We start from the raw sequence: 14,243 nt of genomic DNA, 5'->3' as shown, positions 1-14,243 counted from the left end.
GGCTGGGGCGATGACGGCGGCGGTGGAGGACTTCGAGGCGTTGCGGCCGCATCTGCTGGCGGTGGCCTACCGGCTCACCGGGGTCTTCGCCGACGCCGAGGACATCGTGCAGGACGCCTGGATGCGCTTCGCCGCCGCCGAGCGTGATCAGATTCGCGACCCGCGGGCCTGGCTGACCACGGTGGTCAGCCGGCTCGGTCTGGACCGGCTGCGGTCGGCGGCGCGGCGCCGCGAGTCCTATGTCGGGGAGTGGCTGCCCGAGCCGGTGGTGACCGGGTTCGACGACGACCCGCTGGCCGCGGTGGTGGCCGGTGAGGACGCCCGGTACGCCGCGATGGTGGTGCTGGAGCGGCTGACTCCCGATCAGCGGGTGGCCTTCGTGCTGCACGACGGGTTCGCGGTGCCGTTCGGTGAAGTGGCCGCGGTGCTCGACACCACCGAGGCGGCCGCCCGCCAGTTGGCGTCGCGGGCCCGCAAGGCCGTCGCCGCCGATCCCGCACCCCACCCCGATCCGGGCCACGACGAGGCCGTCGGCGCCCTGATGGCGGCGATGGCGACCGGGGATCTGGCCGCGGTGGTGGCGCTGCTGCATCCCGACGTCACCTTCACCGGTGACTCGAACCGCCGGGCGCCGACCGCCGCGCGGGTCATCGTCGGCCCGCAGAAGGTGGCGCGGTTCCTGCTCGGCCTGGCGCGACGCTACGGCCCGGTGCTGGTGACCACCAACCGGCCGGCGTTGGTCAACGGCGACCTCGGCGCCTATACCCCCGGCGCACCCGAGGCCGACGGCTATCCCGCGCTGCTGCCGCGGGTCACCGCGATGAGCGTGCGCGACGGACTGGTGGTGGCGATCTGGGACATCGCCAACCCGGACAAGTTCACCGGCTCACCGCTGCGGTCCGGCTAAGCCCACGGCACCCGGCAGGCGTCGCCGGAGCTGAAGCCCTGCTCGGTGATGCCCAGCGCCGAGTACATCCGGGCCCGCATGTTCTCGATCCCGATCTGGTAGGTCAGTTCGACGACGCCGTCGTCACCGAAGCGGCGCCGCAGATCGGCGACCTGCTCGTCGGTGACGCGGTGCGGGTCGGTGGTGACCGCGTCGGCGTAGTCGATCGCGGCCCGCTCGTCGTCGGTGAAGCGCGGCGAGGTCGCATAGTCGTCGATCTCGGTGAGGCGCTCGACGTCCAGGCCCTCCAGTCGCGACAGCATGGCGCCGAAGTCCACGCACCAGGAGCAGCCGATGGTGCGCGCGGTCCAGAACACCGCCAGGTCGCGTACCCCGGCGGGCAGCGTGCGCGACGCCGACTGCACCAGGCCCTCGTGCACGGCGGTGGCCATCAGCAGGCGCGGATGGTGGGCGATCACGGTGAACGGTTCGGGGACCTCACCGAAGCGCCGCCTGGTGTAGCGGTACATGGTCCGCACCAGCGGGTTGGCCTCGGCGGGGGACAGCGGTTCGATACGTGTGGAAGTAGTCATACCCGTTAGACGAACCGGGCCGCCGACTCGTGACGGCTTTTTAGTTTTTGCGCGAGCGAGCGTGTCTGCTCGGCGACACGCCGCGCTGGCCGTACAACCGTGCACGCTCGCAGCACCGGAGCGGGCGCGCCTCAGATCAGGAACGGAACCAGCGCCTTGCGGTCGGTCGGGTAGTCGACGAACTTCTCCTGGTACCACTTGTGGGTGCCCAGGGCGCGGGGGATCAGGTTGCCGGCGGTGATCAGCAGGATGGCGACCCCGGGCAGCGCCCAGGTCAGGATCGCGAAGCCCGCCCACGCCGTCATCTCGCCCAGATAGGCGGGGCTGGTGACGAACCGGTAGCCGCCGCCGAACGGAATCTTGTACTCCGCGCCGCCCGGGTTGTTCTTGTCGCGCAGGTTGCGCACGATCGACTCGGAGTTCACGATCAGCGCGAACCCGCACAGGTAGACCGCCAGGCCGATCAGGAACCGCGGGTCGGTCAGCCACTCGGTGCCGTGGTAGAGGCCGAAGTAGTCGTGGCTGAACAGGGCGCCGTTGAGGAAGCCGTGCATGGAGGTGACGAGCATGCCCATCACCACCACCGAGATGTTGAACGTGCTGCGCTTGCCGGGCACCTGGCGGATGGCCAGCGGGAAGAACCAGCCGCGGTTGGCGTAGTGCAGCGCCCAGATCCCGGCCAGCACCAGCGATGTCGGCTCGAAACGGTGCGGCCCGCACAGGTAGGCCGCCAGGAACACCACCGTCGCCGGGATCTCCATCAGCCACCAGCCGAACTTCGGATTGAGGTTCAGGCCGAGCTTGGTCGTCGAGAACCGGCCGTAGGAGCTCTGCCCGAAGAACCCGCCGATGATCACGAATGCCGCGAAGGCGAATGCCGCGGTCAGGACGGTGTCGAAAACGGTGTCGCCGGTGTACCAGTGCATCCCAGAGTCCTATCACGACGCTGCCGAGCAGACACCGAAGCCCCCATCGCCTGGCGCGAATGTGGGCTTCGGTGACTGCTTGCGGGCACAACCGCGCAGAAGATCAGCGGGCGAACATCAGGGCCCGCTTCACCTCCTGGATCGCCTTGGTGATCTCGATGCCACGCGGGCAGGCATCGGTGCAGTTGAACGTGGTGCGGCAACGCCACACCCCGTCGACCTCGTTGAGGATGTCCAGACGCTCCGCGGCACCCTCGTCACGGCTGTCGAAGATGAACCGGTGGGCGTTGACGATCGCGGCCGGACCGAAGTAGGCGCCCTCGCTCCAGTACACCGGGCAGCTCGTGGTGCAGATGGCGCACAGGATGCACTTGGTGGTGTCGTCGTAGCGGTGCCGGTCGCTCTGGCTCTGGATGTATTCCTTGGTGGGATGGTTGCCGGAGGTGATCAGGTACGGCTTGATCGCCTTGTAGGCGTCCAGGAACGGTTCCATGTCGACGATGAGGTCTTTTTCCACCGGCAGGCCGCGCAGCGGCTCGATGGTCAGCGTGACCTCCTTGCCCGGCTTCTTGGGCAGCACGTCGCGCATCAGCAGCTTGCAGGCCAGCTTGTTGTTGCCGTTGACCCGCACACCGTCGGAACCGCACACACCGTGCGCGCAGGATCGGCGGAACGTCAGCGAGCCGTCCAGGTAGCTCTTGACGTAGATCAGCAGGTTCAGCAGCCGGTCGCTGGGCAGTGCCGGCACCCGGAAGCTCTGCCAGCCGCCGGTGGCCGCGTACTGGTCGGGGTTGTCCGGGTTGTACCGGGCGATCTTGAGGGTGACCATGTGCGCGCCCTCGGGGACCGGGGGCAGTGGCGGGTCACCGGCGGGGGCGTTGTCGACCAGCGCCGCCGGGGCCGTGCTCGACGGCCCAGGCGAGCAGCAACCGCCCTCGGACGAGCAGCAACCCGAGTCAGCTGAGGAGGACATCAGTACTTCCGTTCCTTCGGTTCGTAGCGGGTCTGCACCACCGGCTTGTAGTCCAGCCGGATCTCGGAGATCAGGTCGGTGCCCTGCTTGTAGGCCATGGTGTGGCGCATGTAGTTGGCGTCGTCCCGGTTGGGGTAGTCCTCGCGGGCGTGACCGCCACGGGATTCCTTGCGGTTGAGGGCACCGAGCACGGTGACCTCGGCCAGTTCCAGCAGGAAGCCGAGTTCGATCGCCTCGAGCAGGTCGGAGTTGAAACGCTTGCCCTTGTCGTGCACGGTGATGCGGGCGTAGCGCTCCTTGAGCGCGTGGATGTCGCTCAGCGCCTGCTTGAGGGTCTTCTCGGTGCGGAACACCGCGGCGTTGTTGTCCATCGACTGCTGCAGGGCGCCGCGGATGTCGGCGACGCGCTCGTTGCCGTGCTCGGACAGGATGTCCGACACCCAGTCGGTCACCATGCCGGCCGGGTTCTCCGGCATCTCGACGAACTCGTGCGAGTTGGCGTATTCGGCCGCGGCGATACCGGCCCGCCGGCCGAACACGTTGATGTCCAGCAGCGAGTTGGTGCCCAACCGGTTGGCGCCGTGCACCGACACGCAGGCGCACTCGCCGGCGGCGAACAGGCCCGGCACGGTGTTGGTGTTGTCGCGCAGCACCTGCCCGGTGTTGGTGGTCGGGATGCCGCCCATCGCGTAGTGGCAGGTCGGGTAGACGGGCACCAGTTCCTTGACCGGGTCCACGCCCAGGTAGGTGCGGGCGAACTCGGTGATGTCGGGCAGCTTCTCCTCGAGCACTTCCTCGCCGAGGTGCCGCACGTCGATGTAGACGTAGTCCTTGTTCGGTCCGGCGCCGCGGCCCTCGAGCACCTCGAGCACCATGGAACGGGCCACGATGTCACGTGGGGCCAGGTCGACGATCGTCGGGGCGTAGCGCTCCATGAACCGTTCGCCGTCGGCGTTGAGCAACCGGCCGCCCTCGCCGCGCACGGCTTCGGAGATCAGGATGCCCAGGCCGGCCAGGCCGGTCGGGTGGAACTGGTGGAATTCCATGTCCTCCAGCGGCAGGCCCTTGCGGAACACCACGCCCATGCCGTCACCGGTCAGGGTGTGGGCGTTGGAGGTCGTCTTGAACATCCGGCCCGACCCGCCGGTGGCGAACACGATCGCCTTGGCGTGGAAGACGTGGATGTCACCGGTGGACAGCTCGTAGGCCACCACGCCGGTGGCGACCGGACCGCTCGGGGTCTCGGTGAGCACCAGGTCCAGCACGTAGAACTCGTTGAAGAACTCCACGCCGTGCTTGACGCAGTTTTGGTACAGGGTCTGCAGGATCATGTGGCCGGTGCGGTCCGCGGCGTAGCAGGCGCGGCGCACCGGGGCCTTGCCGTGGTCGCGGGTGTGCCCGCCGAACCGGCGCTGGTCGATCCGGCCTTCCGGGGTCCGGGAGAACGGCATACCCATGTTCTCCAGGTCCAGCACCGCGTCGATGGCCTCCTTGGCCATGATCTCCACGGCGTCCTGGTCGGCCAGGTAGTCGCCGCCCTTGACGGTGTCGAAGGCGTGCCACTCCCAGTTGTCGTCTTCGACGTTGGCCAGTGCCGCGCACATGCCGCCCTGCGCCGCGCCGGTGTGGCTGCGGGTCGGGTAGAGCTTGGTCAGCACCGCGGTGCGAGCCCGCGGGGCCGCCTCGACGGCCGCGCGCATCCCGGCGCCGCCGGCACCGACGATCACCACGTCGTATCGATGTTCTTGAATCACCGCGATATCACCCGTTCGCTACCGAATTTGCCGTCAAATTGTCGCGTCGAAGCTCAGCAGCACGTAGCTGCCCAGCATCAGTGTGAAGATCACCGACACCACCAGCAGCGTCGTCAGCCAGAACCGGCTGCGGGCGGTGCGGGTGTAGTCGCCGATGATCGTGCGCAGGCCGTTGGCGCCGTGCAGTTCGGCCAGCCACAGCAGGCACAGATCCCAGATCTGCCAGTAGGGGTGGTGCCAGCGCTGCGCCACGTAGTTGAAGTCGATGCGGTACACGCCGTCTTCCATCATCAGCATGACGAACAGGTGCCCGAGCACCAGGAAGATCAGTACGGCGCCGGAGAACCGCATGAACATCCAGGTGTACTTCTCGAAGTTGGGCATCCCGTTGTGCCGCTGCGGGGCGCGGGGGTCGCCGAGGCCGGCGGGCCGGTCCCGGTCGGTGGCGATGATCGGGGCGATCGGGCCCCGGCTGCCTTGGACGTTAGGTGTGGTCATAGAAATCGCTCCGCCATGTGCATGCCGATCCGAACCAGCACCGGAACCATCACCACCAGCCAGATGGCGCCGACGGCCACCAGCATCTGGCGCTGGTAGCGGGTGCCCTGCCACCAGAAGTCGATCAGGATCAACCGGACGCCGTTGAGGCCGTGGAACAGCACGGCCGCCACCAGGCCCAGTTCCATCAGACCCACCAGCGGGGTCTTGTAGGTGCCGATCACCTGGTCGTAGGCCTGCGGGCTCACCCGCATCAGGGCCGTGTCGAGGACGTGCACGAACAGGAAGAAGAAAATGGCCGCCCCGGTGATCCGGTGCAGCGCGAACGCCCACATTCCCGGATCGCCCTTGTACAGACTCTGCCGCCGGTTTCGCGGCGCATTCGTCCGCGTTCCCGGCGTCGCCGAATCGGCGGATGTCGCCGTCATCAACGCCTCCAAATTTTCTGCAGCAGCCCGCTGCGCCCGGCTTTGCCGTGCGTGCGGTCTTCCCGCAACGCCGTCGCTATCAATAAACCTCGGCTTGGACTCTAAACCCATCCACAGGTCCGAAACGACCGCAGATATGTTACCGGCGGGTAGTCGAGGGCTGACGCTACGCTGATTTTCGGCCGCCGACGACGGATCGATGAGGAGATGCGATGCGTTCAGACCGACAGAACATTCGTTGAATGTCCTCAGAAATTGATTGGGATGAGTTGCGGCGCAACGCAATAGAGGCGGCCGCCAATGCCTACGCGCCGTATTCACGGCTGCGGGTCGGGGCCGCCGGTCTGACTGCCGACGGCCGGACCGTCACGGGCTGCAATGTGGAAAATGTCTCATATGGCCTGACCCTGTGTGCGGAGTGTGCGGTGGTCTGCGGCCTGTATTCCGGCGGCGGCGGACGGCTGGTGGCGCTGTCGTGTGGTAATGCCGCCGGGGAACTGCTGATGCCGTGCGGACGCTGCCGGCAGCTGCTGTTCGAACACGGCGGCGCCGAGCTGCTCATCGATCACCCGGCGGGCGCGCGGCGGTTGGCCGAATTGCTGCCCGACGCGTTCGGTCCCGAGGCGCTGCCGTGAGCGAGTCGTTCGACGCGCCGACGCTGATCATCGCCAAGCGCGACGGCCACCGGCTGCCCGACGCCGGCATCGACTGGCTGATCGAGGCCTACACCGCGGGCCGGGTCGCCGAGGAGCAGATGTCGGCCCTGCTGATGGCGATCTATCTGCGCGGCATGGACGCCGCCGAAACGGTGCGCTGGACGGCGGCGATGATCGACTCCGGGGAGCGCTTCGACTTCTCCGGGCTGCGCCGCGACGGCGCACCGCTGACGACCGTCGATAAACACTCCACCGGCGGCGTCGGCGACAAGATCACGTTGCCGCTGGTGGCCGTCGTCGCGGCCTGCGGTGCCGCGGTGCCCAGCGCCTCGGGGCGCGGCCTGGGCCATACCGGCGGCACGCTGGACAAGCTGGAATCGATCGCAGGGTTCGACGTGACGATCTCCGGTGCCCGGCTCGCCGAGCAGCTGAGCACGGTCGGTGCGGCGGTGTTCGCGGCCGGGCAGCTGGCGCCGGCCGACGCCAAGCTCTACGCGCTGCGCGACATCACCGGCACGGTCGACTCGCTGCCACTGATCGCCAGCTCGGTGATGAGCAAGAAACTCGCCGAGGGGACGCAAGGCCTGGTCCTCGACGTCAAGGTCGGTACCGGCGCGTTCATGAAGGACCTCGACGACGCCCGCGAACTGGCCGCCCGGATGATCGCGCTCGGCACCGCTCACGGGGTTCCGACCCGGGCGCTGCTCACCGACATGAGCACGCCGTTGGGCTGCACCGTCGGCAACGCGATCGAGGTCGCCGAATCGCTCGACGTGCTGGCCGGCGGCGGACCGGCCGACGTGGTGGACCTGACGGTGCGGCTGGCCGCCGAGATGCTGGCGTTGGCCGGCATCGACGGCATCGATCCCGCGCAGACCCTGCGCGACGGCACCGCGATGGACCGGTTCACCGCGATGGTCGCCGCCCAGGGCGGTGACCTGGGCGTGCCGTTGCCGATGGGCGCATGCACCGAGACCCTGACCGCGGATCGCGGCGGCATCATGGGCGACATCGACGCGATGGCGGTGGCCCAGGCGGCCTGGCGCCTCGGCGCTGGCCGAGCCAAGCCGGGGGAGCGGGTGCAGCACGGGGCCGGGGTGCGGATTCACCGCCGGCCGGGCGAGCCGGTGGCCGCCGGCCAGACCCTGTTCACCCTCTACACCGACACAGCGGAGCGGCTGGCGCCCGCGCTGGCCGAACTCGACGGCGGCTTCGGCGTCGCCGACACACCGCCGGTCCCGCGCCCCCTGATCATCGAGGCAAGCCCATGATGAAGCCATGAGCACACCGGTCAACCGGGAGACCATCCGTGCGGTCCCCAAAGCCCTGCTGCACGATCACCTCGACGGGGGGCTCCGCCCGGCCACCGTCGTCGACATCGCCGGACAGGTCGGCTACGACGGCCTGCCCGCCACCGATCCCGAGGAGCTGGCCACCTGGTTTCGGACCCGCTCGCACAGCGGCTCGCTGGAGCGCTATCTGGAACCGTTCAGCCACACCGTGGCGGTCATGCAGACCCCCGAGGCGCTGTATCGCGTCGCGGCCGAATGCGTGGCGGATCTGGCCGCCGACACCGTGGTCTACGCCGAGGTGCGGTTCGCGCCGGAACTGCACATCGAAGGCGGCCTGTCCTTCGACGAGGTCACCGACGCGGTGCTGGCCGGATTCGCCGCCGGGGAACGCGAGGCCGCCGCGGCCGGCCGGCCCATCGTGGTGCGCTGCCTGGTCACCGCGATGCGCCATGCCGCGCTGTCGCGGGAGATCGCCGAGTTGGCCATCCGGTTCCGTGACAAGGGAGTGGTCGGTTTCGACATCGCCGGCGCCGAAGCCGGCTACCCGCCCAGCCGGCACCTGGACGCATTCGAATACATGCGAGACCACAACGCCCGGTTCACCATCCACGCCGGCGAGGCGTTCGGGCTGCCGTCGATCCACGAGGCGATCGCGTTCTGCGGCGCCGACCGGCTCGGGCACGGGGTGCGGATCACCGACGACATCACCGTCGGCGACGACGGGACCGTGCGGTTGGGCCGGCTGGCCGCGATCCTGCGCGACAAGCGGGTGCCGCTGGAGCTGTGCCCGAGCTCGAACGTGCAGACCGGTGCCGTCGGCAGCATCGCCGAGCACCCGTTCGACCTGCTGGCCCGGGCCCGGCTGCGGGTGACGGTCAACACCGACAACCGGCTGATGAGCGACACCACCATGACCGATGAGATGGCGGTGCTGGCCGAGACGTTCGACTACGGCTGGGCCGATCTGCAGCGGTTCACCGTCAACGCGATGAAATCGGCGTTCATCCCGTTCGATCAGCGGGTGGAGATCATCGAAGAGGTGATCAAACCGCGTTATGCGGCGCTGATCGGCTGACAACCCGCCCCCGGAACGGCGAAAGCCGGGCGATCGCGGTTGCGATCGCCCGGCTTCCGGAGGGAGGTCAGTGCTCGGTGACGGTGGCCTCGGTGTCGCCGTCCTTCCAGGTGATGATGCCGTGCTCGAAGGTGCTCTGCTTGGCACCGTCGGCGTTGGTGGTCTCGTCGCTGGTCGGGTAGCCGAGCTTGCCCTGCGAGCCGCCCAGCTCGTTCCACTTGTCGCGGATCTTGCCCCACACCACGTACGAACGGGTGGTGTGGACGATGACACCGCCGTCGAACTGCTGGTAGGTGCCGCCGTCGGGGTTCTTCTGCTCAGCGGCGATCGGCTCGCCCAGGTCCTGCTTGGCGGTGGCGTCCAGCGAGTCCAGCTTGGCCAGGATGGCGCCGGAGACGGTGTACTCCTTGCCGTCCTCACCGGTCATCACCGTGGAGCTGGCGGCGCCTTCCTCGTCGGGGGCGGTGACCGCCGACGAGATCGCCGAGCTGGCCGAAGACGCAACCGAGCTGGCCTGCGAGGCAACCGAGCTGGCCGAGCTGAGGGCGTCGTTGGTCTTCTCCTTGGCTTCGCCGCTGCAACCCGTGCCGATAAGTGCGACCCCCAAAACTGCGGCGGATACTGCTGCGGCCCGCTGTGTTGCCTTGCGCATGTGTAGTCCTTTCGAATTGGAAGGGCCCCGCAAACAACACGGACCGGCCCGAGTGCTATCGCGCCAGATGTTATCCGGGATTTGGCGCACGCGGCAATGAAATCGGGCAAATAATGGCCGCAATTCCGGTGAATTTCCGCGGTACCGACCACGTCGGACGCGGTGCTGTTCCGCCGGTCTACATGGGCGGACGGACGGTGCGAGGGGTGGAAGACGCTATTCGCGCCGAAGCCGCGACTGCACGAACTGCTCGAGCTGTTCCCATTCCTTGACCACCGGAGCGTACGGGCGCTGCGGCTCGGAAACCGACTCCCGATCCAGCACGTAGCTGACCATCCGGCCCAGCGGGCGGTCCGGTTGCAGCGCATCGGCGACCACGCCGTCCTCGGCGTAGGTGCCCACGTCCTGCAGGAACTCCACGGCCAGTTCCAGCTGCTCACGGTCCACCGCGGTGGGCCCGTCGGTGAGGTCGTCGGTCATCCCGGACAGCACGTAGACGTTGTCGTCGGTGATGTCGATCGACAGCGAACCGTCGTTGGCGGCGGTCCGGATGTCGTCGTAGGTGCTCAGGTCGGACAGGTCGTGGTCGTGTTCGTCGGCCAGATAGCGGGCCAGCGCCCGTTCGGAACCGAACACGCTGATCCGGCCGTTGCGGCCCAGGAACACCGGGTTGTCGCCGAGGTAGCAGCGCAGGGTGAAGAACGTCCCGTTGTCGGTGATGATGCGGATCGGGTCGATGCCCACCTTGGCCCAGAAGTTGGCGTCACCGCCGAGAACGACCCGGTCGCCCGCGGCGCGCTCGCCGGCGGCGGCGACGGCGGTCTCGTCATCGCCCGCGGCGTCGGCGCCGTCGGTGTCCTCGGCGATGGGCTCCGGTTCGGCGGGTGCCGGTCCGGCGAGCTCGTCGGCGGCCCGCGACACCGCCGCGGCGTCGACCTCGGGGGTGGTGACGATCTCTTCGATCGCGGCCAGCGCGCTGCTCCAGCTACGGCCGATGATCTGCGCGATCGCCTCCCAGCGCTTGCGGCCGGCCCGGCCGGTGAAGTTGTCCACACCGCCGGTCAGCCAGCCCAGGTTGGGGTTGCCGTTGAAGAATTTCGTCACCGCCGGCAGGTCGCACACCGACCCGATCGCCGAGACGATCTCCAGCGCGCGGGCCAGCGCGTCGACGGACGTCGCGGTGGGCTTCTGCAGCAGCAGTTCCTCGACCGCGATCAGGTCGTAGCGGTCGTCGGGGGCCGGGTCGAGCCGGTGGGCGTTGGCCTCGACCAGCCGCGCCCAGCTGGGGTGATCGGCCAGGTCGTTGTCGGTGCTGCTCCGGACGAATGCGGCCAGTTCGGCGGCGGACTCGAAGGCGTAGAGGTCGTCGTCCTTGCCCAGGAACGCCTGCCACTCGTCACCGGAGTCACGCCAACTCGGTGCCCACAGGGTGTAGCGGTCGCCCGCGGTCAACTCGAGGCGGATCGGAACGAGGTCAGCTGCCATGGCGCACAGAATAACGGCGGTCGTCCGCGGCCCGGCTCAAGGGCGTCGATAGCCCGGCGGTTCGGCGCGTGCCCGGGGCGGCGAAGTCCGGCGAACGGCGTCGTGCGGTGCGCGAGGCACTCCAATTTGACAACGGTTGTTATCTGAAAGAAAGTCGACACTGAATTTCGCCTAATAGATTAATGTGACCCTGTCAGGCGGAGGCAAAAATTAGCCGGAGGAATTTCGGTACGGCCGAGGAGGTCTGCGATGGGGATCAAGCGAATGCATCCGTTGGGGGCGGGATTGTCGGCCGTGCTGATCGCTGCCGCGTCGCCGCTGATTCCCGCGGCCGCAGTACCGGCGGAGAAACTGCTCACCGCGGTCGGCCGCGATCTGGCGCTGCTGGGCAGCGAGAGCTGGATCATGACCGGCACCGGTACCGCCGACCCGACGATCGGTGACTACATGGACCTGGTGCGGGACTACTACCTGCAACCGGCCACCCCGTGGTTCCCCGGCCAGACGACCTACCCGGGCTATGAGCTCAACGGGCTGGTCACCCCGGAACAGTTCTGCCCGATCGTCTGCCAGCCGCTGCCGGTGCCGCAGGTGGACTTCGGCGAGTCGCTGGCGCAGGGGCTGGCCAACCTGCAGGCCGCGATCCTGCCGCAGCTGGAAGCAGGCGACGACGTCACGGTGTTCGGCTTCTCCCAGAGCTCGGTGATCGCCACCCTGGCCATGCACGACCTGCTCGCCGGGGATCCGAGCGGCGACAGTCTTGGTTTCGACCCGGACAACCTGCACTTCGTGCTGATCGGCGCGCCGAACAACCCGATCAGCGGCATCCTGACCCGACTGCACTTCCCGGACGGATTCGACGGGGACATGCAACGCATCCCGTTCCTGAACATCCCGATGGGCATCGAGTCGACTCCGACCGGCCCGTTCACCACCGACGTCTACGCCACCGAGTACGACGGCTGGGCGGTGTTCCCGCAGGACCCCACCAACCTGCTGGCCGTCATCAACGCCCTGATGGGGATCGGCGCGGTGCACAACTCCTACTTCCAGGACAACCTCGCCAACGTCATCGAGCTCGGCTCGATCGGCAACACCGACTACTACATGCTGCCCGAGCAGCTGCCCATCCTCGGACCCGTCTACGGCCTGGGCGACTTCGGCAAGGTCCTCGGCGACGCCCTGACCCCGCTGCTCAAGCTCTACATCGACTGGTCCTACGGCAACCCCGGAGCCCCCGACGCCGGCATCAGCGTCGACGGCGTCGACCCGATCGGGGCCGCCGGGGCCTGGGCGGTCACCGCGACCGGCCAACTGTCCCACGACACCGATGCCGCCGGATTCCTGCTCCGGATGGACCCCCTGCAGATGCTGGCCGGGCTGCAGTACGCCGCCGTGCACACCCTCGTCGACCCGATCAACGACCTGCTCGGCTTCGCCGGCCAGGACCCGTTGTCCCAGGATTTCGTCGACGCGCTGCTGACCGGCTATCACTTCACGCTCGACATCGACCAGATGCTGCTCACCGGGTGGCACGACCTGGCGACCGAGTGGGACCTGCTCGACGTGCTCGGGCCCGACGCCGTCTTCAACGGCGCGCCGCTGCTGTCCGCGCAGCCGCTGCTGGACCTGATCGGGGTCGGCTTCAGCCTCGCCGGCTACCTCGACTCCTGACCGATGCGCCGCACGCACCCCCTGGGTGCCCTCCTGCTCGCGGTATCGGTGCTGACGGTCGGGCCCGGCACGGCAGCCGCCGACGACGGCTGGATCATGGGGCCGACCAGCATCCCCGACCCCAGCGTCGGTGACTACCTCGACGACGTGACGGTCCGGTACCTGCCGTCCGCCGTGCCGTGGTTCCCCGGTCAGCCGATGTTTCCCGACCATCATTTCCAGGGTTTGGTCACCCCCGAGCAGTTCTGCCCGCTGGTCTGCCTGCCCCCGCCCAATCCCTATCTGACGTTCGCCGAGTCGGTGGCCCGCGGCGTGGAGATCCTGCACGCCGCGCTGGCCCCGCAACTGAGCGACGGTTCGAGCGTCACGGTGTTCGGCTACTCGCAGAGCGCCACCATCTCCACCCAGGAGATGATCGACCTGCTGGCCGCCGGGCCGGGCTCCGGTTACGACCTCGACGCCCTGCACTTCGTGCTGGTCGGCAACCCCAGCAACCCGCTCGGCGGCGTTCTGACCCGCTTCCCGGCCTATCCGCTGTGGGGCGACCAGCCGGTGCACCTGCCGTTCCTGGGCATCCCGTTGAGCATCGGGCCGACCCCGACCAGCGGGTTCGACACCGACATCTACACCGGCGCCTACGACGGCCTGGCCAACTTTCCGCAGGACCCCGCCAACCTGCTCGCCATGGTCAACGCCCTGATCGGGACCGCGACGGTGCATTTCTCCTACGCCGACTTCGACAACCTGGCCGACACCGTCGACCTGGGCCGCATCGGTGACACCGACTTCTACCTGATTCCCCAGCCGCTGCCGCTGCTGTGGCCGCTGTACCAACTCGGCGACGTCGGCAAGGTCATCGCCGACGCCCTGGCGCCGATGCTGACCCTGATCGTCGACTGGGGCTACGGCAACCCGGGCAACCCGTTCGTCGGGATCAACGGCACCGATGCCGTGGGGCCGTGGGCGGTCACCGCGAGCGGGGAATTGGCCGACGGTTCCGATGTGGCCGGATTCGTGCTGCGGATGGATCCCCTGCAGATGTTCGCCGGCCTGCAGTACGCCGCCGTGCACACCGTCGTCGACCCGGTCAACGACCTACTGGGGTTCGCCGGATGGGATCCGTTGCCGACCGATCTGGTCGACGTGCTGCTGACCGGTTACCGGCTCACCAACGCGGTGGACGCCTATCTGCTGGACGCCTGGCAGCAGGTGGCCGAGTCACTGGACGTCGCCGCGTGGCTGGGACCCGACGCGGTGTTCAACGGCGAACCGCTGATCTCGCTGGCGCCGGTGCTGGAGACCGGCGCGGTGTTCTTCGAGATCCTCAACGCACTGGGTGCATGACTAGGGT

Annotated in this window: 14 protein-coding genes; 6 read left to right on the top strand and 8 right to left on the bottom strand. The window is 68.3% G+C overall.

Translation table 11 applies throughout. From position 1 onward, the window contains the following. The first annotated feature begins 10 nt into the window (after window positions 1-10). Window positions 11-907: a sigma-70 family RNA polymerase sigma factor gene (locus RCP38_RS14455; RefSeq protein WP_308473624.1), complete on the top strand. Its 897-nt coding sequence runs from the start codon at window positions 11-13 to the stop codon at window positions 905-907. Here RCP38_RS14455 and RCP38_RS14450 read toward each other — a convergent pair. The 6 genes from RCP38_RS14450 to sdhC all read right to left on the bottom strand — a co-directional run bounded on the left by RCP38_RS14450 (window position 904) and on the right by sdhC (window position 6,061). Next, a complete protein-coding gene (locus RCP38_RS14450; RefSeq protein WP_308473623.1) occupies window positions 904-1,479 on the bottom strand; it encodes a carboxymuconolactone decarboxylase family protein in 576 nt (191 codons plus the stop codon). The two genes, RCP38_RS14455 and RCP38_RS14450, sit on opposite strands and share 4 nt — an antisense overlap. A 131-nt stretch (window positions 1,480-1,610) precedes the next feature. After that, the gene (locus tag RCP38_RS14445; protein WP_308473622.1) at window positions 1,611-2,405 is read right to left on the bottom strand and encodes a phosphatidylethanolamine N-methyltransferase family domain-containing protein; all 795 of its coding nucleotides are present in this window, start codon (window positions 2,403-2,405) and stop codon (window positions 1,611-1,613) included. 103 nt (window positions 2,406-2,508) lie between these two features. Continuing rightward, complete coding sequence (locus RCP38_RS14440) at window positions 2,509-3,378, bottom strand: succinate dehydrogenase iron-sulfur subunit (protein WP_308473621.1); 870 nt, start codon at window positions 3,376-3,378, stop codon at window positions 2,509-2,511. Further along, complete coding sequence (gene sdhA, locus RCP38_RS14435) at window positions 3,378-5,132, bottom strand: succinate dehydrogenase flavoprotein subunit (RefSeq protein WP_308473620.1); 1,755 nt, start codon at window positions 5,130-5,132, stop codon at window positions 3,378-3,380. Before sdhA ends, RCP38_RS14440 begins: the two co-directional genes overlap by 1 nt. Before the next feature lie 33 nt (window positions 5,133-5,165). After that, window positions 5,166-5,630 carry a succinate dehydrogenase hydrophobic membrane anchor subunit gene (locus tag RCP38_RS14430; RefSeq protein ID WP_308473619.1) on the bottom strand — a complete coding sequence of 155 codons (465 nt, stop codon included), beginning with the start codon at window positions 5,628-5,630 and terminating at the stop codon, window positions 5,166-5,168. Then, a complete protein-coding gene (gene sdhC, locus RCP38_RS14425) occupies window positions 5,627-6,061 on the bottom strand; it encodes a succinate dehydrogenase, cytochrome b556 subunit (protein ID WP_373692523.1) in 435 nt (144 codons plus the stop codon). Before sdhC ends, RCP38_RS14430 begins: the two co-directional genes overlap by 4 nt. Before the next feature lie 239 nt (window positions 6,062-6,300). On the opposite strand from sdhC, the gene RCP38_RS14420 reads away from it, so the two are divergent. Genes RCP38_RS14420 through RCP38_RS14410 form a run of 3 tightly spaced genes read left to right on the top strand, consistent with a single transcriptional unit; the run spans window position 6,301 to window position 9,081 of the window. Continuing rightward, window positions 6,301-6,693, top strand: a complete 393-nt coding sequence (locus RCP38_RS14420) for a cytidine deaminase (RefSeq protein WP_308473616.1) — start codon at window positions 6,301-6,303, stop codon at window positions 6,691-6,693. Further along, window positions 6,690-7,985, top strand: coding sequence for a thymidine phosphorylase (locus RCP38_RS14415; protein ID WP_308473615.1), 1,296 nt, complete (start codon window positions 6,690-6,692; stop codon window positions 7,983-7,985). Before RCP38_RS14420 ends, RCP38_RS14415 begins: the two co-directional genes overlap by 4 nt. A gap of 7 nt (window positions 7,986-7,992) precedes the next feature. Next, the gene (locus tag RCP38_RS14410) at window positions 7,993-9,081 is read left to right on the top strand and encodes an adenosine deaminase (RefSeq protein WP_308473614.1); all 1,089 of its coding nucleotides are present in this window, start codon (window positions 7,993-7,995) and stop codon (window positions 9,079-9,081) included. 67 nt (window positions 9,082-9,148) lie between these two features. Here the strand turns inward: RCP38_RS14410 and RCP38_RS14405 are convergent, their stop codons facing one another. Beyond that, window positions 9,149-9,733 carry an LGFP repeat-containing protein gene (locus RCP38_RS14405; RefSeq protein WP_308473613.1) on the bottom strand — a complete coding sequence of 195 codons (585 nt, stop codon included), beginning with the start codon at window positions 9,731-9,733 and terminating at the stop codon, window positions 9,149-9,151. A gap of 216 nt (window positions 9,734-9,949) precedes the next feature. After that, window positions 9,950-11,218 (bottom strand): protein export chaperone SatS, encoded by a 1,269-nt coding sequence (gene satS, locus RCP38_RS14400; protein ID WP_308473612.1) that lies wholly within the window; start codon window positions 11,216-11,218, stop codon window positions 9,950-9,952. Between the two features lie 249 nt (window positions 11,219-11,467). On the opposite strand from satS, the gene RCP38_RS14395 reads away from it, so the two are divergent. Both RCP38_RS14395 and RCP38_RS14390 read left to right on the top strand, forming a co-directional pair. Next, on the top strand, window positions 11,468-12,892 hold the full coding sequence (locus RCP38_RS14395) for a PE-PPE domain-containing protein (protein ID WP_308473611.1): 1,425 nt from the start codon (window positions 11,468-11,470) through the stop codon (window positions 12,890-12,892). Window positions 12,893-12,895: 3 nt separating this feature from the next. Further along, complete coding sequence (locus RCP38_RS14390) at window positions 12,896-14,236, top strand: PE-PPE domain-containing protein (protein WP_308473610.1); 1,341 nt, start codon at window positions 12,896-12,898, stop codon at window positions 14,234-14,236. Window positions 14,237-14,243 lie beyond the last annotated feature (7 nt).

Origin of the sequence: Mycolicibacter sp. MU0083, assembly GCF_963378075.1 — a bacterium.
Classification (GTDB): Bacteria; Actinomycetota; Actinomycetes; order Mycobacteriales; family Mycobacteriaceae; genus Mycobacterium; species Mycobacterium kokjensenii.
The sequence above is the reverse complement of the archived record's forward strand: the minus strand, read 5'-3'. Positions and strand labels throughout refer to the sequence as shown.